This is a genomic window from Archangium sp., assembly GCF_057119385.1.
The window spans coordinates 25,905-49,781 of the sequence record NZ_DBNGVP010000103.1; the positions used below are offsets into that span (position 1 = coordinate 25,905).

The following is a 23,877-nucleotide window of genomic DNA, read 5'->3' on the forward strand; positions in this document are numbered from 1 at the left end:
ACCCTTCCCCGGTCAATCCAGCGATCAGGGAACGAACTTCCAGCTCCGCGTCACCGCGGGCTGGAAGCAGTGGACATGGACGGTGGTGGCGCTGGGCACCTCCTGGATGACTCCCGCCCCGTAGCCCCGCGCCTGGCACCACCTGCTGACCTCCAGCCGCGATTCCCCGGAGGTGAGGTTGCCCGCGTTGGTGACGGACCCGATCTGCGACCGGGCCACATCCTGGATGAGCCCCGAGTTGAAGCAGCCCACCCACGGCCGGGAGGTCATCTCGAAGAGCATTCCAGTCGTCCACCCCAGGCCCTGGCACCACCGGTGCGTGGCGGCGGTGCAGTCAGTGGACATGGAGAACCGCTCGTCGGTGCAGCCCGGGTGACGGCGCGCCAACTCCTCGAAGGTCACCCCCAGGCTCTGGTGCTGGATGGGCGCACACGCCACGCCGGCCTCCGTGGTGGTGGCGGAGGCGGGAACGCCCAGCAGGGAGATGGGCGGGCGGTTGCCGATGACCTGCTGGAGGGTCTCGTAGAAGTTGGTGGCGCTGCTCAGCGCGTCATCCGCCCCGCGCTGGGCGCAGACGCGGTGCATGGCCACGGCGCACGCCTGCGAACCCAGCGCGGACAGGCTGTTGCAGGACGGGTGCTGCTGACTCATGACGAACTGGCCCCCGGTGGGCTCTTCCTGGATGGCGGCCTCCTTGCAGTCCGCTCCGTGCGTCGTCAGGCAGATGCTGCGGTTGGAGCGGGCATTCGTGAAGAGGCGCACCTCGTCGATGAAGCCCTTGAACGAGCCCTCCCCGTTGGCCGGGCAGCTCTGGGTGTCGAGGTTCGGACCCGCGCCCACGAAGAGCGTCCCCGTGCCCAACCGGAGCGAGCCGGGGGCGTTGGGCAGCGCGCGTCCCGTGGCCTGGCCGTTGATGTACTCGCCGAACTGTCCCGTGACTCCATCCCAGGTGTAGGCCAGGTGCGTCCAGACGCCCTTGGGCAGCGGCTGACTGAATCCCAGGCGGACCCGCTGTCCGTTGATCACGAACGACATGTGCACCGCGCCGTTCGCCTCGTAGATGAGATCCAGGCCCCCGGACTTCGCCAGCAGGTAGCGGTAGGGATTGCCGGTGCAGCCCTGGTTGATGGCGGCGTCCGGGCGGATGGCGAGCTGCACGGTGAAGCCCCGCACGGTGGCCCCGACACCTGGAATGGTGTTGGTGGCGTCGGTCAGGTTCACGGTGGCGGCGCCGCCGCCGGGGAGGACGAGCGCCTTGCCCTTGCCGTGCGGCTCCCACAAGGAGCCCGAGGGCGGCTGCGTCACGTCGTTCTTCGCGGAGATCTGCGCCGTGCCCACGAGCGTGCCCGTGTAGAAGCGGCCCGCGCTGTCGGGCGTGCGCGTCAGATCATACGTTCCCGTCCGGGTGACCATCTCGTTCATGGGCAGGAAGAGCAGCTGGAAGGGATTGAGCAGCTCTCCCAGGTCCACCTCGTTGTAGTCCGCCGTGTTGCTGCCGAAGAGCGAGAGCACGTCGTGCGTCTTGGTGACGGGGAGGAAGCGGGTCTCGTTGCTCGAGCCCGGCGGGAAGTTCTGGGAGGGGGCGCGCTCCTGCTCGAAGTTCCACATGGGGCCCGAGTAGAAGAGGTGCGCGATGTCCTGCCGGTCGGTGTTGAGGCTCCCGTCGATGTGATGGGCGATCCACCCCGTGTCCGCGCCAATCAGGCTGATGGCCTCACGGCGTCCGCCCGCGGCCCCGGTGAACCCGACGGCGGCATAGAGGACGTTGCGGCCCTCGTGGTCCACCCAGGGATAGGCGGCGCGAATCAGATTGCCGCCCGCCACGGTGTCACCGAAGTCCTCGCCGGTGGCCGCCTTCATCCGCTGCCAGGCCATGGGGTAGCGCTTGAGACCCGGGTTGGGGTCGTTGAACATCATGGACAGGGGCCGGGGCTCACTCCAACCCGTGGCGGCGCAGGGGGTGGGGTTGTAGCTGTACATCAGGTAGTCGATGGAGCCGTTGTTGAGGGGACCGCCCTGGAAGAGGAGCAGCCGCCCGTCGGAGGTCATCGTCGGCTCGATGCCCATGATGGGGGCGCCCGAGACGGTCTTCAGCTCCTCCAACGGCCCCGTGGAGAAGGAGGCGATCTCCGCCTGGACCGTGAAGGGCTGGCTGACCCGGACATCCGCGGTGCGGCGGCGGAAGCGGTTCGGGCCGTTGAACATCATCGAGTCGAAGATGTAGGGCTGGTAGACGGCGACGCCGCTGCTGAGCGTGTAGGGCTGCGCCGGGTTGAGGAAGCAGAAGGCCAGCGCGTTCTCCCCGTTCCGCACCTGGATGGTCTTTCCGGGAGAGAAGGCGCTCGTGAAGCCCGGCTTGCCCTCGGCGTCGTACGTCACCGCCTCGGGCCGGAACACGCGGGCCCTCCAGGTCGTGGTCGTCGTCGCCTGATCCTCTCCCACGTTGCCGATGAAGATCCGCCCATCGAGGCTCGAGGTGTGGCCGTTGGAGCCAAAGGGCGTGGAGATGCGTGTATTCACCAGCGAGGGTCGCGTCGCCGCGGCCGCCTCCGTCGCGGACAGCGCGAGTCCCAGCAGGGGGACGAGGAGGCGTGACAGCGAACGAGAACAGGGCCAGGGGAGGGGAGGGCTCATGCGGGGTTCCTTGGTTTGAAAGCCCGCCATAACAGATTTTCAGGATTTTCACTCTCAGTTGTTGTATTTCTGGATTTTCTTGATTTAATGAGGATAGCCTGGATTCTGGTGATTCTGTGTTCTGGAGGTGTCCTTTGAGCTTGAAGGTGCTGATGCGTTCTTCCGTGGGGGCGCTGTGGGGCGGAATGCTGCTGGTGGCTTGTGGTGCTCCCCCCGAGGCCGAGCCGGCGGCACCCGAGGAGCCGTTGGGCCGCCAGGAAGCGAGGCTGTGCGCCAGCGTGGACGTCACGACCCTCACCCTGACGGGCCTCAGCTCCTACCAACGCGAGCTGGCCGGCAGTGGCGAGTTCGCCGTGTCCACCTCCGCCAACGCGGCGCGGTTGGAGTACTACGTCGATGGCCGCCTTCGCAGCTCCGAGGATCGCACCGGCATTTCCGGCTCCTGGTACTTCAGTGGCCGGGGGATGACCTGTGGCCTGCACACCTTCGAGATGAAGGTCTACCCGATGGTGGTGGACAGCAATGGCAATCGGACCACCTGCTGGGAGAGCGTCAGGGTGCTGACCCAGTCCGTCGCCGAGACCTGCCCGCTGTCCGCCAGCGAGATGAACTCGGCGAGGCTCCGGGAGAACGGCACCGTGTGGGCCTGGGGAGACAATTACTACGGTCAGGTGGGAGATGGGACGATGGGCGCGCCGCGCTCCGCGCCCGTGCGGGTGGTAGGGCTCAGCGGTGTGGTCGCGCTCTCCGCGGGCAGCAATCACATGGCGGCGCTGAAGCAGGACGGCACCGTGTGGACCTGGGGCTCCAACGCCGTCGGACAGCTCGGGAATGGGAACACCGCCTCGCGTCTGCTGCCCGTGCAGGTGCCGGGCCTTGGCGGTGTCTTCGCCATCGCCGCGGGGGGCTATCACACGCTGGCGCTGAAGCAGGATGGCACCGTGTGGAGCTGGGGCCATAACGGCCCTGGCCAGCTCGGGGACGGGACGACCCAGCTGCGCACGGCGCCGGTGCAGGTGACGGGCTTGTCCGAGGTGCTCGCCATTGCCGCGGGCGAGCATTTCTCGTTGGCCTTGAAGCGGGATGGCACCGTGTGGGCCTGGGGCTACAACAGCTCCGGCCAGCTCGGGGATGGAACCACCCTCAACCGCTCCACGCCGGTCAAGGTGGCGGGTCTCGCCAATGTGTCCGACATCTCCGCGGACGGGACCCACGCCCTGGCGATGAAGCAGGACGGGACCGTGTGGGCCTGGGGCTCCAACGCCTCCGGCCAGCTCGGAGATGGAACCACCCTCAGCCGCTCCACGCCGGTGCAGGTGGCGGGGCTGGGCAACGTCGTCGCCATCGGCGCGGGGGCGCTCCACTCGGTGGCGCTGAAGCAGGATGGCTCCGTGTGGAGCTGGGGCCACAATGGCTCCGGCCAGCTCGGGGATGGAACCACCCTCCAACGCTCCACGCCGGTGCAGGTGACGGGCCTGGCCAGCGTCGCCTACATCAGTGCGGGTGGCCTTCATACGCTGGCGATGAAGCAGGACGGCACCTTCTGGAGTTGGGGCGGCAATGACTACGGCCAGCTCCGGGACGGGACGTTCTCCTCGCGCAACGCGCCCGTGCAGGCGGTGTTCAGCTCCCTCTCCGAGAGCGCCGCGGGTGATGCCCACTCGGTGGTGTTGAAGCAGGATGGCACCGTGTGGACGTGGGGAGGCAATGGCTCCGGCCAGCTCGGCAATGGGACGCTCACCAGCCGCGCCACGCCAGGGCAGGTGGGGGGCCTGGACAATGTGCTCGCCGTCGCCGCGGGCGCGAGTCACACGGTGGCGCTGAAGCAGGACGGCACCGTGTGGACGTGGGGCAACAATGGCTCCGGCCAGCTCGGGGATGGAACGACCCTCAACCGTGCCACGCCGGTGCAGGTGGGGGGCCTGGGCAACGTCATCGCCGTCGCCGCGGGCGAGAGCCACACGGTGGCGCTGAAACAGGACGGCACCGTGTGGGCCTGGGGCCACAACGGCTCCGGCCAGCTCGGCAACGGAACGAATGCCCAGCGCAGCACGCCGGGGCAGGTGGCGGGCCTGGGCAACGTCATCGCCATTGCCGCGGGCATCTTCCAGACGGTGGCGCTGAGGCAGGATGGCACCGTGTGGGCCTGGGGCTACAACATCTACGGCCAGCTCGGGGATGGGACCACCACCAGCCGCTCCCTGCCCGTGCAGGTGCCGGGCCTCGGCGGCGTGCGCGCCATCTCCTCGGGCAACTACCACACGGTGGCACTGAAGCAGGATGGCACCGTGTGGGCCTGGGGCTTCAACAACGATGGCGAGCTCGGGGATGGGACCACCACCAGCCGCTCCCTGCCCGTGCAGATGCGGGGCCCTGGCAGCATCATCTCCATTGAAGGTGGCAACTACCACACGACGGCGGTGCGGTTCGATGGCACCGCCTGGGCTTGTGGCGCCAATGGCTCTGGCCGGCTCGGAGATGGGAGCACCCTCAACCGCTCCCTGCCCGTGCAGGTGACGGGCCTCGGTGGCGTGTTCGCCCTCGACGGAGGTGGCTCCCATTCGCTGGCGCTGAAGCAGGATGGCACCGTGTGGGCCTGGGGCCTCAACAGCTCCGGACAGCTCGGGGATGGGAGCACCACCAGCCGCTCCCTGCCCGTGCAGGTGGCCTCAGCTCAATAGGGCTGCTCGACCGAGTACTCCTTGCAGTAGAAGAAGTTGCTGAGCTCCGTGGATTCCATCCCCGTGCTGTCGCGCACCTTGAATTGGATCTGCACCTGGGCGTCTTCCAGGGAGGCGTAGAGGGGCGCCTCGCAATAGAAGACATGGCTCCAGGAGCCCTCGTACCAGGGCATGCTCACGTACGGCTCGGGGATGTGATTGAACCGGTTCACCTGCTGCCAGACAGGGGTGTGGGAGCCGGTTCCTCCCCAGGCGGAGCCCGTGCAGGTGACCTGCTGCATGTTATTGCGCTGGCACTGGACGGAGGCGGAAGGGCAGGCCTGGGAGAAGGTGCTCGAGACGACGCGCGGGCCTTGCGCCGTGCACGTGGTGCGATTGCCATTGCTGTCGATGACCATGGGCCAGGCGCGCACCTCGAGGGTATGCGTGCCGCAGGCGATGCCGGAGCTGCTGTGATTCCAGGTGCCCGTGGGGGAGGCCATCTCGGACCAGGCCTGCCGTTGGCCGTCCACGTAGTACTCCAGGCGGACACCATTGGCGAAGGTGGACACCGCCCAGTTGCCCGCGGCGCCCAGCTCGCCCCCGTAGGAGCTGGCCCCCGCCAGGGTGAGCGAGGTGACGCTCAGGCCCGCGCACATCGCGGACTCCACCTCGCCCGGTGTCCCTTCAGGGGGAAGGGACGTTGACTCCAGGGGGGCACCGCAGGCGCCGAGCAGCAGCGTGGACAGCAGGAAGGGGCGGATTCGGAGGGGGGCGAGGGGCATGGGTTTGAAAATACCATCAAATCCAAGGCGTGCTGGGGCCTCGGGCCGGGCCTGATAAAAGGAGCGCCATGTCCACTCCGTCCACAGCCGTCCTGCTCGAGGTGGAGGGTGCCGTCGCCACCCTCACGCTGAATGATGCCGCCCGCCGCAACGCGATGACCCCCGAGCTCGGGGAGGCGCTGCGGGGCCGGGTGGCCGAGCTCCAGCAACGCTCCGACGTGAGGGCCGTCGTCCTCGCGGGGGCCGGCGGAGCGTTCTCCGCGGGGGGAGATCTCCAGATGCTCGAGCGGCTGCGCCGGGTGTCCTCGGAGGAGTCGCGCACCTTCATGCTCGACTTCTACGCGCGCTACCTCAGCGTGCTGGACCTGCCGGTGCCCACGGTGGCCGCGGTGGAGGGCGCGGCGATTGGTGCCGGGCTGTGCGTGGCGCTCGCGTGCGACCTGTGTGTCGTGGCGGAGGACGCGAAGCTGGCGCTCAACTTCGTCCAGCTGGGCCTGCACCCGGGCATGGGGGCGACGTACTTCGTGCCGTGGAGGGCGGGCGCGCAGCGGGGCGCGGAGCTGCTGCTGACGGGCCGCCGCTTCGATGGGCGTGAGGCGGTGCGGCTCGGGCTGGCGCTCGAGGCGGCGCCAGAAGCCGAGGTGCTCGCGCGCGCCCGGAAGCTCGCGGCGCAGGTGGCAGCGAATGCGCCGCTGGCCACCCGCGCGCTCAAGCGCAGGCTGGCCCCGGACCGGGCCGCGCTCCAGCGGGCCCTGGAGGAAGAGGCGCGTTTCCAGGCGGAGAGCTACGGGAGCGAGGACCTGGGCGAGGGGCTCGCGGCCGCGGCGGCGCGCAGGGCTCCCGTCTTTCAGGGGCGCTGAGCGTCACGGACGCCGCGCTCCGGGGAGGATCGCCTCCATGCGTGTCCCCTGGGGCGAGGTGCTGAAGCGCAGCGTCCCCCCGAGCGCCATGGCACGGTGGCGCAGGTTGCGCAGGCCCCCACTGCTGCGCTCGAGGGCGCCTTCCGGCAGTCCGCACCCGTCGTCCTCCACCACCACGCGGAGCTCCTCGTGCCCGCTCAGGCGCACCGTCACCGTGCGCGGATGCGCATGGCGCACGGCATTGCGCACCGCCTCCTGGACGATGCGCACCACCTGCAGCCGCGCCTCTCCCGGCAGCACCGTGCCAGCGGGTGCCCCCTCATCGAAGAAGCGCAGCACCACCTGCTCGCCGCACAGCTCCAGGCAGCGCCCCCGCAGGTGCGCCACCAGGGACTCCCAGTCCTGACTCTCCGCGCGCAAGGCCCACACCACGCTGCGCAGCTCGTCCGTGCCCTGGCGGATGCGCTCGGCGAAGCCGGAGAGCTCCTCGGCGCGGCCTCCTTCGCCCAGCCGGGCTTCCAGCGTGCGCACGCTCCACAGCAGCGCGCTCAACTCGCTGCCCACCCCGTCGTGCAGATCCCGGGCGATGCGTGCCCGCTCCTCGTGCACCAGCAGCTCGGCCACCCGCGCCTGCAGCCGCTCCCGTTCCGCCACCATGTCGCGCAGCTGCGCCGCCGCCCGGCTGAGCGTCACGTACACCAGGCCCCCCATCGCGCCCGTCCCCACGCACACGGCCGCCGCTCCCGCGTCCTTGCGCGCCACCCAGAAGGCGGCACCCAGCACCGTGGGGCCTCCGGCCAGCAGCACGGTGTTGTACAGGCGCGCGCTTCCGGTGCCGGCCGTGTGGAAGACGAGCGCGAAGTACAGCACCCAGAAGGGACTGCTCGCGTTGCCCGAGGCCCACACCAGGTACAGCTCACCGCCCACCCACACGGCCGTCTCCAGCCAGTTGAGGAGGCGGTAGGTCCACGCGTGGCGGCCCGCCCCGTGGAAGGCGAGCGTCGCCCCCAGCGACACCGTCATGAAGAGCAGCATCACCGGCCCCGTGTCTCCCAGCCGCACGCCCAGCAGCGGCCCCAGGCCGGGCACGAGTGGAGACGCCGCGACCAGTCCGGCCAGCAGCAGCAGCCCCGAGGCCAGCAGCGGCGAGCGCATGGCCGCGTGCATCGGCGGATCCATCCCTGGCACGGGGGGCGTCACCTCGGGGATACCAGCCCCCGGCGCAGTGCGACGGCGGTGGCCTCGGCCTTCGAGCGCACCTGCAGCTTGCGGTAGAGGCTCTTCACGTACGTCTGCACCGTGCCCAGCCCCATTCCCAGCCGCTCGGCCACCCCGGCATACGCCAGCCCCTGGGTGAGGAGCTGCAACACCTCGCGCTCCCGGGGGGTGAGCTCCTCGCACCCCGCGCCGGGCGGCGGCCGGGAGAAGCTCTCCACCACCTTGCGCGCCACCGCGGGCGTCATCGGCGCGCCCCCCTCGGCCGCCTCCCGCACCGCCCGCGCCAGCCGCTCGGGCGGCATGTCCTTGAGGAGGTAGCCCCGCGCTCCCGCCTTCAACGCCCCGAAGATGCTGTCCGCGTCATCGAAGCTGGTCAGCGCCAGCAGGCACGCCTCCGGCAGCAGCCGGCTCAGCGCCGCCATCAGCTCCGTCCCCGGCCGGTCCGGCAGCCCCAGATCGATGAGCCCCACCTCGAACTCCAGGCCCCGCTCCACCAGCGCCAGGGCCTCCCCCACGCTCTCGCAGTCCCCCACCACCGACATGCCCCCGCTCTCCCACGGCACCGCCTGCAGCAGCCCCCGCCGGACGCGTGGATCGTCCTCCACCACGAGGACGCGAACGGAACGCTGACTCATCCGAGGTGACGACATGGTCCTCCCATGAACATGGTATGCCAGGAATTCCTGTTTATCAATACAGTCGGACTCGAAACATACCGCGAGAGGGCACTTTCCCGCCTCCCTCCAGGTACCGGCCCCCACCGGCGCCTTCCCGACGTGGAGAGACACACATGAACTGGATGAAGGGCTTCACGAGGACACCTCACGCCGTGCTCATGGGGTTGGCGCTGCTGCTCACCGCGGACAGCGCGATGGCCGATTGCACGTACACCGTCAAGGGCAAGCTGGCCGTGCAGCATCAGCTCCCGGAGCTCGTCACTGCCCATGGCACCTCGCCGCTCAAGGGCGTGAAGGTGCAGATCTCCGGCAAGGCGAAGGTGCTGGGCGTCTGGGGCTGGTACGCGGTCTGGGACGAGGTGACGACGAACTCGCTGGGGGAGTTCTCGTTGACGCAGACCAAGGCCTGCTACGACCACCGCTACAAGATCGAGGTGAAGTTCCAGAGCGACGACCTGGAGGTGCGGCACGAGACGTCCACGTCCTCCACCACCAAGGTGAAGTGGTACCTCATCTTCGAGGACGAGACGGTGGATCACGGCCCCGGCACGCTGGACGTGGGGACGAGGACCTTCTCGCCCACCGGCGCGCGCGACCTGAACCTCCAGGAGGCGCGTGATCACGCCGACATCTGGGTCGCGTACCAGAAGGCCATCGAGAAGATCAACGGCTACGGCCCGGATCGCGCCTTCACCTCGCAGATCCGCGTCAAGTTCCCGCACAACAGCGACGTGGTCTCCGACACCGTCGAGGCCAGCTACGCCAACCCGGCCACGCAGGTCATCTACATCTTCGAGAGCCACTTCAACATCAGCACGCTCTATCACGAGCTGATGCACGTCTGGGCCTACCAGCACGTGAGTGGCGAGCTGGGCCTGGCCTGGGAGCTGATGGAGAACGGCAGCACGCACGGCCTGGTGGACGAGCCCTGGGTGGCATTCCACGAGGGCTTCGCCGAGTACGGCAGCGACAAGCTCCAGCAGATCATCTTCGGCGAGACGCCGCGGCTGCCCTACAACCGCGAGCGGCTGACCCGCGGCATCGGTGGCACGCCGCTGACGAGCCTCAGCCTGGTGCAGCGCCACGACATGGGCTGGTGGTCGGCCTTCCACATCATGACCACGGCCAACCTGGACGACTACACCTTCAAGACGGCCTGGACGGGCGGCACGGCTTCCACCCCCACCTATATCGTCCCGAGGGATCCGTCTCCCATCCTCTACAGCTGCAACCCGCCGTCGCTCACCTTCGCCCAGGTGCTGAAGGTCTTCCTGGCCAACTCCACCGCCGGCTACCCCAACAACCTCACGAAGGACGAGATGCTCGTGTCCCGCTTCTACGATCGCGCCGCCGACGTCCTCACCGACCTGTCCCTCGCCGACAGCGACTCGTTCCTGGATCTGTTGAATCCGGCGGGCACCACGCAGCCGCTCAACGAGTTCTGCTCGCCCATCCTCACCCCGCTCCCGTAACGGAGGAAGACATGCGCTTCGAACGGAGCTCGATAGGGTTTCTCTCGGCGGTGGTGCTGGCCCTGGGGCCGGGCTGTGGTCAACCGGAGCCCGAGTCCCCGGAAGCCCCCGGGGAGCAGCAGGGCACGCGCACCTCCGCCCTGAGCTACCCCAATGGGAGTAGCCGGACCGTGGTGTCCAAGCGGGTGGTCTCCAAGGATGGCTCGGGCAACTACCAGGCCGCGCCGGGCTTCGAGCAGTTCCGCGCGGCCGGTGCACCGGATGGAGATCTCCACAACATCCGGATCGCCGAGGTGGATGCGCCCCTCACGCGCGAGGCGCTCGTCGTGATGTCGGCCGGCCAGAAGATCTCCAGCAGCGGGCACAACAGCGGGGTGACGGGGCAGGGGGCGAGCTGGGACGCCACCTGTGATGCCGTCTCCTGTCCGAACGTGACGCTGGATGGCCGCTCGCTGGCGATGAAGCTGCGCACCCTGGGCTGGTTCCCCACGGGCTCCACCTACCTGGCCGTGGTCAACGACAACAACTTCGATCACCTGTTCGACAGCGGGAAGAAGCAACAGCTCGTGAATGGCTTCGTGGGCTGGCTCCAGGCGCAGGTGCGCCCCGAGACGCGGTCCATCTACCTGGCGGGCAGCTCGCGCGGAGGCTGCCTGGTGATGCGCATGGCCCAGGCGCTGCGCGCCAACCCGGCCTACGACGGCATCGATCTCTACGTGTCGTCGTTCGACGGGGTGTGCAAGTACAGCCAGGGCGAGCTGGGCACGTTCGGGGAGAAGATCAACAACCCCGTCCGCCCCTGGGGCACGTTCTACGGCGGCTGGGCCACGGATCTCTCCGCGCAGTTCCCCCGGAAGGGGCGGCTGCGCATCTACCACATCGCGGGTGGGGAGGAGGTGGCTCCGGCCTCGGGGATCCGCGCCTTCTCGGCGTACTCGGGCAGCTCGCCCCCGTCGACGGGCAGCGACCTCGACTGGGGTTGGTACAAGCAGACCTGGGTGCGCTGGCAGCACAAGGAGATCGGCAACCCCTACACCGAGCCCAGCACGTCGGATCAACCGCGCGTGATCTCCGAGACCCTCGACGCGCAGCTCACCTGGCTCGATGGCTTCCTGTGAGGGTCCAGGAGGGCGCGCTCATCCGGATTTCAGTCAACAGTGGCGCTACACGGGAGACACATGAAAAAGATCGTCATGCTGATGATGTTGGTCCTGCCCGCGGGGGCCCATGCCTTCATCAATCAAATCACCAAGCTGAATTCCGATTCGAACCGGCAGCTGTCGTTCTGTGGCAAGAGCTACGACTTGACCGGCGTCACGAGCTGCAGCGCCTCGGCCGTGACGAACCTGCTGTCGCAGATCCGGACGGATTACGGGACCTTTGGCATCCAGTACAATCCGCTGACGGGGCAATACAACGCCAACGTCGGCAATGGGTACGATCCGTATTTCTGTGATTGCCCCGATCCCTACATCCTGACGCCGAACTCGCTGGTGGTCTCGTGCACCAACCACGTGACCGGGTCCATCAACGGTCAGCCGAACATCACGGGGGTGATGATGAAGATCGAGGGAGGATGCAGCCAGCGGCCGCCTCCGCCTCCGCCGTGTACGATGGCGACCTGGCGGCACGCGGGGATCGTGGTCAGCAATTACACGTCTCCCACCTACCTGGGACAGATCTCGATGCCCGGGCTGCCGGCGTCGACCCACACGAATCAGTTCGCGGACTGTGCCGCGGCGAGATCCTTCACCGATGCGTGGATCACGGCGAACTACAGCCAGATCGTCCAGATCGTGACGCAGGATGCGGCGTCCGCCGGAGCGTGCCCCGCGGGGACCGTCACGCAGGTCGCCGACAAGAACACGATCCTGAACCAGTGCATGCCCAGCTCCGGCTCGGACCCGCTGGGGGATCTCCGCTTCAGGGTGTGGAGCTACCCCGTGCCCGTCATGTGCTGCATCTAGCCGGGCCCGGGACTGGGCCGCCCGGCGGGGGTTGGATCCCGAGCGGCTCTGGCGCGTGCGCGAGACGCTCCGCGCTCTTGTCAGCCCTCGCCGCGCGGCAGGCGGACGGTGAAGGTGGCGCCCTCTGCCGGACGGCTCGTCAGCTCGATGGTGCCCGCGTGCGCGTTGACGATCTGCCGGCTGATGTAGAGGCCCAGGCCCACGCCTCCGAAGTGCCGGGTGGGCACCGCGCGCTCGAAGCGCCCGAAGATGCGCTTTTGATCCTCCTCGCGGATGCCGATGCCGTGGTCCCGCACCACCAGCACGGCCTGTGAGCCCTCGGCGTGCACGCGGAGGTCCACCGGCTTGCCCGCCCCGTACTTGAGGGCGTTGGTGAGCAGGTTGACCACCACCTGCTCGAGCCGGAAGCGATCCCACTGTCCGAAGACCGGCGGCCCGGCCTCCAGGTGCAGGGGACAGCGGGCGGACTCCGCCTGGGAGCGCAGCCGCTCCATGCTGTCCTGGACGAGCTGGACGAGGTCCACCCGGCTCCGCTCCAGCACCAGCCGGCCGGAGGTGATGCGGGACACGTCCAGCAGCGAGTCGATGAGGCGCGCGAGCTGCTCGCATTGCCGGCGCATGGCCACCGAGCAGCGCCGCAGCCGCTCCATCCCGGAGGGGGTCCCGGCCTGCTCCACCGAGCGTTCGAGCATCCGCTCCTGCAGCAGCAGGGAGGTGAGCGGGGTCTTCAGCTCATGGGAGGCCACCAGGAGGAACTCGTCGCGCAGCAGCACCGCCTCCTCCGCGCGGCCTCGGGCCGCGTTGGCGCGGGCCAGCAGCATGTCGCGCTCGCGGTTGGCCCAGGCCCGCTCCACCGCATAGCAGATGGAGCGCGACAGGATGCTGCCCCTCAGCTCGTCCTTCTCCAGGTAGTCCTGGGCCCCGGCCCGCACCGCGAGCGGTCCGAGCCCGAGCTGCTCCCGGCCCGTCAGCACGATGATGGGCACATGGGGCAGCCGATCCACCGCACGGTTCAGCGTCTCCATGCCCTGGCTGTCCGGCAGGCCCAGGTCGAGCAGCATGACGTCGGGCGGCTCCTGCTCGGCGAGCGCCAGGGCCTTGCGCAGCAGGTCGCACGCGGACAGCGTCCACAACCGCCGCTCCTGGAGATACTCCCGCACCAGGTCGACATCGGCCGGGTTGTCCTCCACCACCAGGATGCGCAGGGGCGTCTCCGCCGGCGTGGTGAGGGGAGCCGGCGGCGGGGTGGCCTGGAGCAGGCCCGACTCCTCCACGTCGTGGGGCGGCAGGCGGACCACCGAGAACCAGAACTCGCCCACATGGCGGACGATCTCGAAGAAATCGGCGAAGCGCACCGGCTTGACGACGTAGCAGTTGGCCCCCAGCCCGTAACTCTTGAGGATGTCCATCTCCGTGTCCGAGGAGCTGAGCACCACCACGGGGATGTGCTTGAGCTGCTGCATCCCGCGGATCGTCTTGAGCACCTCCCGGCCGTTGCGCCGCGGCAGGTTCAAATCCAACAGGATGAGATCCGGCCGGAGGGCATGCTCATAGGGGCTGAGCCGCATCAGGTAGGCCTCGGCCTTCTCCCCATCGTCCACGGACTCCAGGTGCACCAGGAGCTTGCTCTCGGCCAGGGCCTCCCTCGTCAGATCCGCATCGGCGGGGTTGTCTTCGACGAGCAATACCTCGATGGGCCTCATCATGATGGGGCGGCTCCCTGGGAAATGGGCTGGGGCATGTGCCGGGGCAATATGAAATGGATGGAGGTTCCCACCCCCGGTGTCGAGCTGGCCCAGACATGGCCACCGTGGCGCTCCACGATGCGCTTGCAGATGGCCAGGCCCATCCCCGTGCCCGGGTACTCCTGGCGGCTGTGCAACCGTTGGAAGAGCCCGAAGATGCGCTCCAGGTACGGGGGCTCGATGCCGATGCCGTTGTCACGCACCTCGAACTCCCAGCCCTCGGGCAGCTCGCGCGCGTCCACGTGGATCTCCGGGGGCACGGCGCGCCGGAACTTCACGGCGTTCTCGATGAGGTTCTGGAACAACACCTCCAGCTGGCTGGGGAAGGCCTCGAGGGTGGGGAGGGGGGCGGAGGTGAGCCGGGCCTGGGACTCGCTCAGGGCCTGGCGCAGGGAGCTCCGGACGCTCGCGAGCACCTGCTCCAGGTTGGTGGGGACCGGGCGCTGGTTGGCCCGCCCCGCCCGGGAGTAGGCCAGCAGATCCGACACCAGCTCCTGGAGCCGCGAGGCCCCCTCCACCATGTAGCCCAGATACTTGAGGCCCTTGTCGTCGAGCCGCTCACCGTAGCGGTGCCGCAGCAACTCGCCATAGCTGAGCACCATGCGGATGGGCTCCCGCAGGTCATGCGAGGTGACATAGGCGAACTGCTCCAGGTCCGCGTTGGAGCGGGCCAGCTCCTGGTTGAGGTCCGCCAGGGTGTGCGAGCGCTCGCGCAGCAGGGCCTCGGCCTCCTTGAGGCGCTGGATGTCCACGCAGGCGCCGAGGTAGCCCACCAGGCTCTCCCCGGCGAAGCGGGGGACGCCGTGCTCCAGCAGCCAGTGGTAGGTGCCATCGTGGCGGCGCAGCCGGTATTCCAGCTCGAAGGACTGGTGCGCGGCGAAGCTCGTGGCGTGGGACTCGAGGCACCGGCTCCGGTCCTCGGGATGCACGGACGCGGCCCACCCCTCCCCGCGCTGCTGCTCGAGCGTCTGGCCGGTGAAGTCGAGCCAGGGACGGTTGAAGTAGTTGAAGCCCTTGTCCGGCTCCGACATCCACAGGAGCACGGGGGCCGTGTCGGCCATGAGGCGGAAGCGCCGCTCGCTCTCGGCCAGCGCCTGCTCCTGCTGCTTGCGCCAGGTGATGTCCATCACCACGCCGCCCAGGCTGTGGAACACACCGCTGTCCATCCGGGGGGTGGACTGGGTGGCGAGCCAGTGGATGCTTCCATCCGGCCAGCGCACGCGGAACTCGGGCGTGTAGGGGGTCCGCTCGCGCAGCGCCCGGTCGAACTCCGCCGCGATGCGCTCCCGGTCCTCGGGGTGGATGTGCAGGAGGAAGGACTCGCGCCCCCAGTCCTCGGTGGACTGGGGCCAGCCGAAGAGCGCGTCATGGTTGGAGGAGCGGAGCATCCGCTGGCCGCGCACATCCCACTCCCAGATGGCGGCGTGGGCCGCCTTCAGCGAGGCTTGCAGCCACTGCTCGGAGCGCCGGGCACGCTCGGCGTTGCGCTGCCGCTCCTCCGTCACCAGGGCGAGCACCAGGCTGGTGAGGGGCGCGGCCCCGAGGAACACCTGGAGGGAGACGCGTGAGTCTTCCTTCTCCATGCCGCCGAACACCCCGCCCCTGGCCAGCGTCCCGCCCACCGCCAGGGCCCCGAGCAGCAGGTTGCCGAGCACGGTGCCGAAGGAGCCGGTGCGCAGGGCGAGCCACACCAGCAGGGGGAAGACGAGGAAGGGCAGGCTGAACAGGTCCATCCGGAAGGGCCGCCAGAACAGATTCCATCCCAGCCACAGCAGGCAGGCGTAGGACACGGCCATCTCGAGCCGGCGGCCCCAGGTCCGGTGGGGAAGGCCCCGGCGGTCCATCACCACGAGCACGGCCGGGGTCATCAACCAGATGCTGAGCTGATCCGCCGCCCACCAGGTCAGTGCCACGCTCAGGGGCTGGACTCCCGGGGGCCCGAGCAGCAGGAAGGACACGCCCGCCAGCAGGGCTCCCACCGGCGTGGCCAGCAGGCTGGCCAGTCCCAGGGAGAAGAGATCCCTGAACCGATCGAACCGGGGCGAGCTGCCGGCCACGTCCACCATCAGGAAGATGGCCAGGAGCGTCTCCAGGGCATTGGCGAAGCCCAGGGCCAGCGCCAGGAGGGGCGGGAAGCCGGCCAGCAGGTTGGCCCCCATGGCGCCCAGGACGATCCCGGGCCACAACCAGCTGCCCCGCAGGAGCAGCACGCTGAGGGACAGTCCGGAGGCCGGCCACACCACGGCGATTCCATCCGCTCCGAGCGTACGCATGCTCAGCCGGGCCACCGCCATGTAGAACAGGGCGAAGCCCAGCAGTTCCACCCAGCGACTGGCCGGCAGCCCCATCCTGGCCGCCCTCCACCGGGCGCCCCGAAGGGGAAACATGCTGCCAGCTCGAGACATGGAAGCGACGCTCCCTCCCGCGTGCCATGGATTCCAGCTCAACTCTGACCATCGCGGGAGGGCCCTGCCAGTTCGAGGGCTCGCCACCCGTGGGGACCTCTCACGGGAGCGAGGCGCCAGCGGGATACCGCCGCCGGCATCACCTTTCTCCAGGAAGCCACCCCTTCACGGAGGAAACCCCATGAGGAAGCTTGGATACGGACTGCTCATCACCACGGGACTTCTCATCGGACCGCTCGCCGGGGCCCAGGGCACCGGGCAGGCACCGGACCCACGGACGGACGCGCAACAGCACCCCTGCTGTCCACACGGGATGATGGGCGGCGGCCGGATGGGCCCGGGCATGGGCGGCGCGGGAATGAGCTGTCCCCTGCGCGCAATGGCGGACGTGAAGGTGGAGCAGACCCCCACGGGCGCCGTCCTGCGTTTCACCGCGAAGGACCCCGCCCAGGTCGCGGAGGTCCAGAGCATGGTGCAGGGGATGCTGCACTGCATGAGCGGAAGCGGCACCGGACAGCAGGGTCAGCAGCCTGCACCCGGACAGCAGCGGCGCTGACCACGGGGGCGGCGGCCCCGGACTCTGGGGGTGATTCCCGCGGAGGCGCGGCTCAGTGCTCGCGCGGCAGACGGCGACAATACCCACGCGGCGCAGAACACCTTCGTCACCCACCTCATCTCCACGTACCAGCCGGGGATGACGTACACCAACATCACGTGCGGCTACGGCTGCTCGGACCACGCCTCGTGGAACAGCGCGGGCTTCCCGGCCTCGATGCCCTTCGAGGCGACGGCGTACACCCACGTGACGATGAAGGGCACCTGCTAGAAACCCGTTGGAGCTGGTGTGGCCCGGGCCGAGGCCAAAGGCGAGGCGGGCTTCCCAGCGAGGGGGGCTCCAGCTCGAGCCTCCGGAGTCCTGGAGGGACTCCGGGGGCTGCCGCGCCATCTCTCAGTAGAGGTAGTTCAGCGCGACGACGTCGTATTGGCTGAACTCGCCGTTCGCGGTCGAGTTGAAGCAGGAGTTGAAGATCGAGTTCGGATCGCTGACCGGCGTCCCGGGGATGAGGATGGCACCCACGCCCGCGGTTCCCTCGTTGCCGCTCGTGCCGCAGCTGATGGACCGGTCGTAGTAGTCCGTGTGGCGCATGCCGATGGTGTGGCCAATCTCGTGGGTGATGACGTGCTCGTTCACGTCAATGCTGTAGCTCTGCAGGCCGGTGCCGATGTTGAGGGTGCCGTAGGGCAGGCCGCCCGAGGGGAAGCCCGCGGAGCCGCCAGCGCCGGACATGGTCTGCGCGGTGATGTTCGCGGTGCAGCCGGTGGCCGGCCCCCGCGCGAACCAGATGCGCAGCCCCAGGGCGTTGTAGTTCTGGATGGCCAGATCCAGCCCCTGGCTGAGGCGGGCGTAGCTGTTGAACGCGGCGGTGGGATTGATGCAGATCTTCGTCACGCTGGGGCCGACGAGATTGGTCGTACTGTATTGCTCCTGGCTCCCCTCGCCGCGCTGGAGCAGCTCGCGCGACGCCTCGAGGGTCACGTGCGCGTCGTTCCCCACGAACACCTGCCCGTCATGGACCTGGATGTCGCCGGCCGGAAAGCCGGCCTCGCGCAGGTTGGAGACGAGCTCCTGACTCCCGGCCTCCGGGCCGGCTCCGCAGCCGGCCAGCACCGCGCCACAGCTCACCACGAGGACTGCCGCTCGCTTGAACATTTTCATTCTCCCTTGTGTACTGAAGTTGGACGCCGCCGACTCCCTGCCCGCGAGCAACCCTCGGGCCAACTCCCGGGCACTCCGGAAGACAGGGATTTACCAGGCAGGGCGAGGTGGGGCCTGGAGCATGGATGCACCAGCCGTCCTGGGACTTCGTGTAAGGAGTCCTGACCTTTCCTGGTGAATCGCCCGTTGGTGCAAGGGGTTGCGCGCACGCAGCCCGGACCGTCCGGGTCTCGGACGGTGTGCACACCCCAGGCTGTGGGGAGCAACTCCCGCGGGGCCAGCGCAAAGGTTGGCAGGTGGGCTTCCGCGGGCATCCGCACCGGGGAGGCCTACAAGCTGAAGCCCGGCACCTGCCCTGGCGTGGAGCGGTGGGTGGTCGTCCCGTTGCCGAGCTGGCCGTAGAGTTTGTCGCCCCAGCCCACACCCGCACCGGCGTGTTGCGTGGAGGGGTCGGGCCCGCGCAGCTCGGCGACGCTCGGCTTGCCGTCGACGGAGTACTCCACCCACATCGCGTTGGCTCCGCCCGACACCGCCCACGGTCCACTCGCCCCCATCACCCCTTGAGATGCAGCGCCGCATGAGCGGAAGCGGCACCGGGCAGCAGGGGCGCTGACCACGGAGTGCGCTCCTTCCAAGGCGCCTCCTCCGTCGCGGCCCCGGACTCAAGGAGGGAGCGCTCCGAGCACCGCGTGCACGCCGCCGCGCTGGCGCAGCCACACCAACGCCTCTCCCCGCGCGGGCAGCGCACGCAGCACCGGGGTGGTGTGCGCCTCGTCCGTGCCCGCGTGTGCCACGGTGGGCGTGCTCCAGCCCTCGGCCTCACGCACCGTGCGGTGGAGCGCGGGCATGCCCTGCACGGGCGCGCTCCACACCACGCGCAGCGCCCCCCGCGCATCCAGCGCGGCGGTGGGCGTGCGTGCGGGCGCGGGGCTCCCGGCCACCGGCTCCGCGGCGCTCCAGCCGCCGTCCGTGAGCGTCGAGGCCCATAGCCGCGCGCCGCCGTCCTCCACCCACACGAAGCTCGCGCTGCCGTCCGTGGCGAGCGCCCAGTCGTCCCGGCCCGCGAGGACGCCGAGCCGCACGGGCGCGGACTGCCAGCGTCCGTCCGGCCCCGTCCACTGGTGCTCGAGGATGAGGGCGTCCGAGGACACGAGCTGGCGCGCCCACGCGGCGTGGAGCCGGCCGGTGCCGTCGTAGGCCGCGCGCGGCCCGCGCACGTCGCCGTCCAGCTCCGCCTGCAGCACCTCCGCGTCCTGAATCACCATCGAGTCCCTGGGGAACCACCAGCTGCCACGCGTCACCAGCGTACGCCCCACCGAGCCCAGCCACACCAGCGCCACGTCGAGCCGCTCCTCCGAGCCGTGCAGCGCGAGCGCCGCCTCGGGATTCGCCGAGGTGCCCATGGGCAGTTCGGCGCGCGGGTCCCCATCTGGCCGCAGCAGCTGGACGAAGTGGTCGAAGCGGGCGCTGAGCGTGTTGAAGGCGGCGAAGGCGACGGCCGCGTGGCCCCCGGCATCCAGCGCGACGCCGGTGAGCCGCGTGTCCGGCAGCTCGCCCTCGTTCAGCAGGAACTGGGGCGCCTGCCACCCCGTCCCCGGCCGGAAGTGGGCCACCGCGAGCCCCTGCGCGGGCGTGGCCCAGGCCGCCAGCGCGTGGCCCGAGGCATCCGCCGCCACGAGCGGATGTGTCCAGGCCCGCAGGCCGCCCACGTCCAGCCGCACCAGGGGCTCCCACCGCGCCTCGGCCAGTACGTAGCGGCGCGCCCACACCTCGCCGCCCGCGCCGAAGACCACCAGCACGTTGCCCGCCCCATCCACCGCCACGCTGGGCGCGCCGGCATCCCGGTGCGCCGTGTCCTCCTCCGGGTGGCTCAGCCGCTCGGCGGGCGGCGCCGCGCAGTGCGTGCCGTCTCCTCCCGTCCCGGCGCCGCCCCCACACGCCGCCACGGCCAGCCCCAGTGCCGCCACCACCCAGCCCTGCCATCGCCTGATCGCCATCTGTGCTCCCTCCCGAGCCGCGGGACCGGGGGGTGCACCGTGCCCCCCCTCTCAGTGCCCATGATGCCGTTCTGGGAACCTCGACGCGCGAGGCCCCGTCCGCTTACAGGTGTTCCTGTCCGTGCCCGCCCACCGCGCGTGGGCTGGAGCCGCTCACTCGCGTAGCAGACGGCCGCCACCCACCAACGGGGCGGTGATGCCGCCCTGGCGCAGTGCATGCCAGAACGTCACGGCGTTGATGCTGAGCAGCGGCAGGCCGAGGCGGGGCTCCAGCCGTTCCGCGACGTCCACGAAGCTCATGTTGGTGCCGCACTGCACGACGGCGTCGAGCCGGTTCTCCTTCGTGGCGAGCAGCTCGAGCACCGCGCGCTCCTTGGCGGCGTCGGGCACGTGCGCGATGTGCTGCGCGTTGGCGCAGGCGAAGCCCACGCTCGAGACGACCTCGAAGCCCAGGTCCTCGAAGAGGCGGCGGGCGTTCTTGTTCCCCTGGCGGTCGAACGGGGTGAGCAGGCCGATGCGCTGGGCTCCCACCGCGCGCAGCGCCGCGGAGGCCGCGTCGTGCCACGTCGCCCACGCCAGCTTCGTGCGTGACGCCGCGCTGGCCAGGGTGGCCCGAATGGGCTCGAGCCCGTACAGGATATGCTCCATGCTCATGGCGAGGATGAATGCGTCGGGCTCCGCGAGCAGGGCCTGGTCGATGGCCGCGCCGAGCCCTCCGACGAACTGGCGGCGGTAGGCGTCGAGATCGGCTTCGGTGCGCAGCACCGGGCGTGGGGTGGACACCGGCGTGGCGTGCAACCCCACGCCGTCGAGCGCCGCCCGGTTGTCGAGAATCAGCCGCCACAGCTCGTGCTCGACCGTGGTGTTCGTCGCGGGAAGGAGCACGCCGAACTTCCTGCGATGGCTTCGGACGTTGGGGTAGCGCACCGCGGGGTCGATGCCGAACGGGCCCAGGTCGCGCCCATCATGCACCACGCCGGCCGGGCCCAGGGCCGGCACGGGGCCCTTGCCGGGAGCGGAGGGCGCGGGCTCCGGCTGGATGCGCACGGCCGGGGCCGCTCGCCGGAGCACGGGATGGCTCCACGAGAACCCGAGCCCCACCGCGCTGACGATGAGATCCCTGCGGGAATTCATCGCGCCCCTCCCGCGGCGTCGCGCCCGGCGAGGCGCCCGGGCGAGGGGCAGTGCGGCGTGGTTGCAAGGGGCGTCGTGGGTTCGTTCATGGCCCTCACGGTAGGAGCCCGACGAATCAACGACAATCGGCCATCCCCTTGACTCATCATCAATGATTCGTTGCTAATCCAGCCATGAACGTCTTCGAGTGCATGCGGGCCTTTCGCGCGGTGGCCGAGGTGGGCAGCTTCGCGGGGGCGGGCCGCTCGCTGCGCATCACCACCGCGTGGGTGAGCGCCCGTGTCGCCCAGCTCGAGGAGCACCTGGGCGTGCAGTTGCTGGTGCGCACCACGCGGCGGGTGGCGCTCACCGATGCGGGGCGCGTGTACCTCGCGCGCTGCGCGCAGCTCCTCGACGACCTGGAGGAAGCCGAGCGTTCGGTCATCGATCTCGAGTCATCGCCTCGTGGGCGTCTGCGCATCACCGCGCCCATGTCCTTCGGACTGGTGCGGGTGGCGCCCCTGCTGGCCCCCTTCATGGCCGCCTGCCCGGAGGTGCGGCTCGACGTGGTCTTCAATGACCGCTTCGTCGACCTGTTGGAGGAAGGCTTCGACGTCGCGGTGCGCATCGCGGCGAGCCTCGACGACAGCTCCCTCGTCGCGCGCAAGCTGGCCACGGGCGCGCGCGTGCTCTGCGCATCGCCGGGCTACCTGCGCAAGCGAGGCTCCCCGAAGCACCCGCGGGAGCTGGCGGCGCACAACTGCCTGACGTACGCGCTGCACGCGACCCCCGGAAAGTGGGAGTTCACCGGGCCCACCGGGCATGAAGCGGTCTCCGTGCGAGGGCCGCTCCAGCTCAACAACAGCATCGCGCTGTGCACGGCCGCCGAGGGAGGGGCGGGCATCCTCCTCGCGCCCGACTTCGTTGTCGCCGAGTCGCTCCAGCGAGGGCGGCTGGAGCGCGTGCTGGGCGAGTACCACCCCAGCGGCTACCAGGTCTTCGCCGTTTCGCCGCCGACACGGTTCGCGGCGCCGCGCACACGGGCCTTCGTGGACTTCCTGTCGCGGAAGCTCCGCTGAGCCTGGCTCCGTCTTCCATTTCCTGGAGGACACCGATGCCGTGCCGGAGTGAATCCGTGAACCACTCCGCGTGAAACGCGGGACGGTCCTCGTCTCCCAGTTCACAGAAGTGCTCGCGCTCTTACCGCTGGATCGCTCCCTTCCGTTGGGAGTGCTCTACGCTTCCGAGTGGGGGGAACGCTCGGCATGAACATGGGACAACCACCACCCGTTGGGACGACGGGGACCGGCGGTGAGGCGGAAGTCAATCCCGAGAACCAGCGGTTGATCTTCTGGGCCTTTGTTTCCCTGGCCATCTTCCAGGTCATCCTGGTCGTGGACGCCTGGGGACGGTGGACACTGGTGGGGGCGCTGTGCGCGCTCAACGTGGTGCGCGCCTGCATCAACGCCGGGGTGCCTGCCTGGGTGAACCGGAGCGGCCACGACAGGATAGGCACGGCGCTCATGCTGGGCGGCAATCTGCTCATCAGCACGGTGACGTCCGAGCTCCTTCAGTGGAACGCGTTGGGCTGGTGCAACGTGCTCTTCCAGGCGGTCTTCATCAATGGCTTCCGCGAGCGGGAGAACCACTTCGTCCAGCGGCTCGCGCTCGTCATCTTCCTCGCGGTGACGGCCGCGCAGGCGTTTCACGCGGGCTGCGCATTCTCGACGGTGGTTCCGTTCTGCATCGTGGCCTGGCTGCTGTACGTCATCGGAGAGGAGCGCTGCCAGCTGCTGCTCTCGTCATTGGAGGCGTCGCGCGAGAACCACCGGCAGCTCCAGCGGATGCAGGCCCGGCTCGTGGCGCAGGAGAAGCTGTCCAGCCTGGGCATGTTGGCGGCGGGCGTGGCGCATGAGATCAACAACCCCATGGCCTTCGTGACGAGCAACGTCCACGCGCTCTCCAAGGATCTGCAGGAACTGCACCAGCGCCCGGAGGAGCTGCGTGAGTACGTGGAGGAAGTGCTGCCCGCGACGCTCGACGGCATCCGCCGCGTCAATGCCATCGTGGCGGACCTGCGGCGCTTCGCGCGCGATGATCCGGGCACGCCCACCCGTTTCGAGCTCAACGCCGAGGTCTGCTCGGCGCTCCGGCTCTCGCAGGGCGAGCTCAAGGGCCGCTGCGAGGTGCAGGTGGAGCTCGGCGAAGTGCCCCCGCTCGTGGGCCAGGCCCGGCAGATAGGGCAGGTGCTCGTGAACCTCATCGTCAACGCCGCGCAGGCCTTGCCCGAGAAGGGCGGCGTGGTGAAGGTGAGCACCCATGCCGAGCCCGGCGAGGTGCTGGTGCGTGTGCGCGACAACGGCGTGGGCATGTCCGCCGAGGTGCGTGACAAGCTCTTCCAGCCGTTCTTCACGACCAAGCCGGTGGGGCAGGGGACGGGCCTGGGGCTCGCCGTCGCCTACGGCATCATCACCGCGCATGGCGGCCGCATCGAGGTGGAGTCGGAGCCCGGCAAGGGCACGTGCTTCACCGTGCGGCTGCCGAGCGTGGCGATCCTGTCGCCCGAGGAGCCCACCCCCGTCACGCGTCCTCCCCTGGGCGTGCGCAGCGTCTCTCCCGCCTGAGGG

At 69.5% G+C, this 23,877-nt stretch carries 19 protein-coding genes; 9 read left to right on the forward strand and 10 right to left on the reverse strand.

From position 1 onward, the window contains the following. Positions 1-24: 24 nt before the first annotated feature. Positions 25-2,634, reverse strand: a complete 2,610-nt coding sequence (locus AC16DP_RS25175) for a LamG domain-containing protein (RefSeq protein WP_329729506.1) — start codon at positions 2,632-2,634, stop codon at positions 25-27. A 152-nt stretch (positions 2,635-2,786) separates the two neighbouring features. On the opposite strand from AC16DP_RS25175, the gene AC16DP_RS25180 reads away from it, so the two are divergent. Continuing rightward, complete coding sequence (locus AC16DP_RS25180) at positions 2,787-5,315, forward strand: RCC1 domain-containing protein (protein ID WP_329729507.1); 2,529 nt, start codon at positions 2,787-2,789, stop codon at positions 5,313-5,315. Here the strand turns inward: AC16DP_RS25180 and AC16DP_RS25185 are convergent. Further along, positions 5,309-6,079, reverse strand: coding sequence for a hypothetical protein (locus AC16DP_RS25185; protein WP_329729508.1), 771 nt, complete (start codon positions 6,077-6,079; stop codon positions 5,309-5,311). The genes AC16DP_RS25180 and AC16DP_RS25185 overlap by 7 nt on opposite strands. A gap of 68 nt (positions 6,080-6,147) precedes the next feature. On the opposite strand from AC16DP_RS25185, the gene AC16DP_RS25190 reads away from it, so the two are divergent. After that, a complete protein-coding gene (locus tag AC16DP_RS25190; protein ID WP_329729509.1) occupies positions 6,148-6,939 on the forward strand; it encodes an enoyl-CoA hydratase/isomerase family protein in 792 nt (263 codons plus the stop codon). A 3-nt stretch (positions 6,940-6,942) separates the two neighbouring features. On the opposite strand, the gene AC16DP_RS25195 is transcribed toward AC16DP_RS25190, so the two are convergent. Continuing rightward, complete coding sequence (locus tag AC16DP_RS25195; protein WP_329729546.1) at positions 6,943-8,118, reverse strand: sensor histidine kinase; 1,176 nt, start codon at positions 8,116-8,118, stop codon at positions 6,943-6,945. A gap of 17 nt (positions 8,119-8,135) precedes the next feature. Beyond that, positions 8,136-8,792: a response regulator transcription factor gene (locus AC16DP_RS25200; protein ID WP_329729510.1), complete on the reverse strand. Its 657-nt coding sequence runs from the start codon at positions 8,790-8,792 to the stop codon at positions 8,136-8,138. A gap of 155 nt (positions 8,793-8,947) precedes the next feature. Between AC16DP_RS25200 and AC16DP_RS25205 the strand changes: the two genes are divergently transcribed. From AC16DP_RS25205 to AC16DP_RS25215, 3 genes are read left to right on the forward strand one after another with little or no spacing between them, the layout of a single operon-like run. Next, positions 8,948-10,306: a hypothetical protein gene (locus AC16DP_RS25205; protein ID WP_329729511.1), complete on the forward strand. Its 1,359-nt coding sequence runs from the start codon at positions 8,948-8,950 to the stop codon at positions 10,304-10,306. 11 nt (positions 10,307-10,317) lie between these two features. Beyond that, entirely contained in the window at positions 10,318-11,424 is a 1,107-nt protein-coding gene (locus AC16DP_RS25210) for a hypothetical protein (protein WP_329729512.1), read from the forward strand. Positions 11,425-11,484: 60 nt separating this feature from the next. After that, positions 11,485-12,273, forward strand: a complete 789-nt coding sequence (locus tag AC16DP_RS25215; RefSeq protein ID WP_329729513.1) for a hypothetical protein — start codon at positions 11,485-11,487, stop codon at positions 12,271-12,273. Between the two features lie 80 nt (positions 12,274-12,353). Here the strand turns inward: AC16DP_RS25215 and AC16DP_RS25220 are convergent, their stop codons facing one another. After that, entirely contained in the window at positions 12,354-13,979 is a 1,626-nt protein-coding gene (locus AC16DP_RS25220) for a response regulator (protein ID WP_329729514.1), read from the reverse strand. Further along, positions 13,976-16,366, reverse strand: a complete 2,391-nt coding sequence (locus tag AC16DP_RS25225; protein ID WP_329729515.1) for a PAS domain-containing protein — start codon at positions 16,364-16,366, stop codon at positions 13,976-13,978. The genes AC16DP_RS25220 and AC16DP_RS25225 overlap by 4 nt, the downstream gene beginning before the upstream one ends. A gap of 238 nt (positions 16,367-16,604) precedes the next feature. Between AC16DP_RS25225 and AC16DP_RS25230 the strand changes: the two genes are divergently transcribed. After that, complete coding sequence (locus tag AC16DP_RS25230) at positions 16,605-16,979, forward strand: hypothetical protein (RefSeq protein WP_329729516.1); 375 nt, start codon at positions 16,605-16,607, stop codon at positions 16,977-16,979. A gap of 30 nt (positions 16,980-17,009) precedes the next feature. Next, positions 17,010-17,249: a hypothetical protein gene (locus AC16DP_RS25235; RefSeq protein WP_414640726.1), complete on the forward strand. Its 240-nt coding sequence runs from the start codon at positions 17,010-17,012 to the stop codon at positions 17,247-17,249. A 123-nt stretch (positions 17,250-17,372) separates the two neighbouring features. On the opposite strand, the gene AC16DP_RS25240 is transcribed toward AC16DP_RS25235, so the two are convergent. From AC16DP_RS25240 to AC16DP_RS25255, 4 genes are all read right to left on the reverse strand, one after another. Beyond that, positions 17,373-18,134: a zinc-dependent metalloprotease gene (locus AC16DP_RS25240; RefSeq protein ID WP_329729517.1), complete on the reverse strand. Its 762-nt coding sequence runs from the start codon at positions 18,132-18,134 to the stop codon at positions 17,373-17,375. Positions 18,135-18,469: 335 nt separating this feature from the next. Further along, positions 18,470-18,670 (reverse strand): hypothetical protein, encoded by a 201-nt coding sequence (locus AC16DP_RS25245; protein WP_483956872.1) that lies wholly within the window; start codon positions 18,668-18,670, stop codon positions 18,470-18,472. A gap of 132 nt (positions 18,671-18,802) precedes the next feature. Then, positions 18,803-20,137, reverse strand: a complete 1,335-nt coding sequence (locus AC16DP_RS25250; protein ID WP_329729519.1) for a hypothetical protein — start codon at positions 20,135-20,137, stop codon at positions 18,803-18,805. Positions 20,138-20,290: 153 nt separating this feature from the next. Beyond that, a complete protein-coding gene (locus AC16DP_RS25255; RefSeq protein WP_329729520.1) occupies positions 20,291-21,271 on the reverse strand; it encodes a maleate cis-trans isomerase family protein in 981 nt (326 codons plus the stop codon). Positions 21,272-21,444: 173 nt separating this feature from the next. On the opposite strand from AC16DP_RS25255, the gene AC16DP_RS25260 reads away from it, so the two are divergent. Further along, a complete protein-coding gene (locus tag AC16DP_RS25260; protein ID WP_329729521.1) occupies positions 21,445-22,329 on the forward strand; it encodes a LysR family transcriptional regulator in 885 nt (294 codons plus the stop codon). Positions 22,330-22,515: 186 nt separating this feature from the next. Beyond that, a complete protein-coding gene (locus AC16DP_RS25265) occupies positions 22,516-23,874 on the forward strand; it encodes a sensor histidine kinase (RefSeq protein WP_329729522.1) in 1,359 nt (452 codons plus the stop codon). Positions 23,875-23,877 lie beyond the last annotated feature (3 nt).

Bases quoted from the DNA above. Each gene is read 5' to 3' on its own strand.
- AC16DP_RS25175 (WP_329729506.1), bottom strand. From the start codon at position 2,634: ATGAGCCCTCCCCTCCCCTGGCCCTGTTCTCGTTCGCTGTCACGCCTC.
- AC16DP_RS25180 (WP_329729507.1), top strand. From the start codon at position 2,787: ATGCGTTCTTCCGTGGGGGCGCTGTGGGGCGGAATGCTGCTGGTGGCT.
- AC16DP_RS25185 (WP_329729508.1), bottom strand. From the start codon at position 6,079: ATGCCCCTCGCCCCCCTCCGAATCCGCCCCTTCCTGCTGTCCACGCTG.
- AC16DP_RS25190 (WP_329729509.1), top strand. From the start codon at position 6,148: ATGTCCACTCCGTCCACAGCCGTCCTGCTCGAGGTGGAGGGTGCCGTC.
- AC16DP_RS25195 (WP_329729546.1), bottom strand. From the start codon at position 8,118: ATGGATCCGCCGATGCACGCGGCCATGCGCTCGCCGCTGCTGGCCTCG.
- AC16DP_RS25200 (WP_329729510.1), bottom strand. From the start codon at position 8,792: ATGAGTCAGCGTTCCGTTCGCGTCCTCGTGGTGGAGGACGATCCACGC.
- AC16DP_RS25205 (WP_329729511.1), top strand. From the start codon at position 8,948: ATGAACTGGATGAAGGGCTTCACGAGGACACCTCACGCCGTGCTCATG.
- AC16DP_RS25210 (WP_329729512.1), top strand. From the start codon at position 10,318: ATGCGCTTCGAACGGAGCTCGATAGGGTTTCTCTCGGCGGTGGTGCTG.
- AC16DP_RS25215 (WP_329729513.1), top strand. From the start codon at position 11,485: ATGAAAAAGATCGTCATGCTGATGATGTTGGTCCTGCCCGCGGGGGCC.
- AC16DP_RS25220 (WP_329729514.1), bottom strand. From the start codon at position 13,979: ATGATGAGGCCCATCGAGGTATTGCTCGTCGAAGACAACCCCGCCGAT.
- AC16DP_RS25225 (WP_329729515.1), bottom strand. From the start codon at position 16,366: ATGGGGCTGCCGGCCAGTCGCTGGGTGGAACTGCTGGGCTTCGCCCTG.
- AC16DP_RS25230 (WP_329729516.1), top strand. From the start codon at position 16,605: ATGAGGAAGCTTGGATACGGACTGCTCATCACCACGGGACTTCTCATC.
- AC16DP_RS25240 (WP_329729517.1), bottom strand. From the start codon at position 18,134: ATGTTCAAGCGAGCGGCAGTCCTCGTGGTGAGCTGTGGCGCGGTGCTG.
- AC16DP_RS25250 (WP_329729519.1), bottom strand. From the start codon at position 20,137: ATGGCGATCAGGCGATGGCAGGGCTGGGTGGTGGCGGCACTGGGGCTG.
- AC16DP_RS25255 (WP_329729520.1), bottom strand. From the start codon at position 21,271: ATGAATTCCCGCAGGGATCTCATCGTCAGCGCGGTGGGGCTCGGGTTC.
- AC16DP_RS25260 (WP_329729521.1), top strand. From the start codon at position 21,445: ATGAACGTCTTCGAGTGCATGCGGGCCTTTCGCGCGGTGGCCGAGGTG.
- AC16DP_RS25265 (WP_329729522.1), top strand. From the start codon at position 22,516: ATGAACATGGGACAACCACCACCCGTTGGGACGACGGGGACCGGCGGT.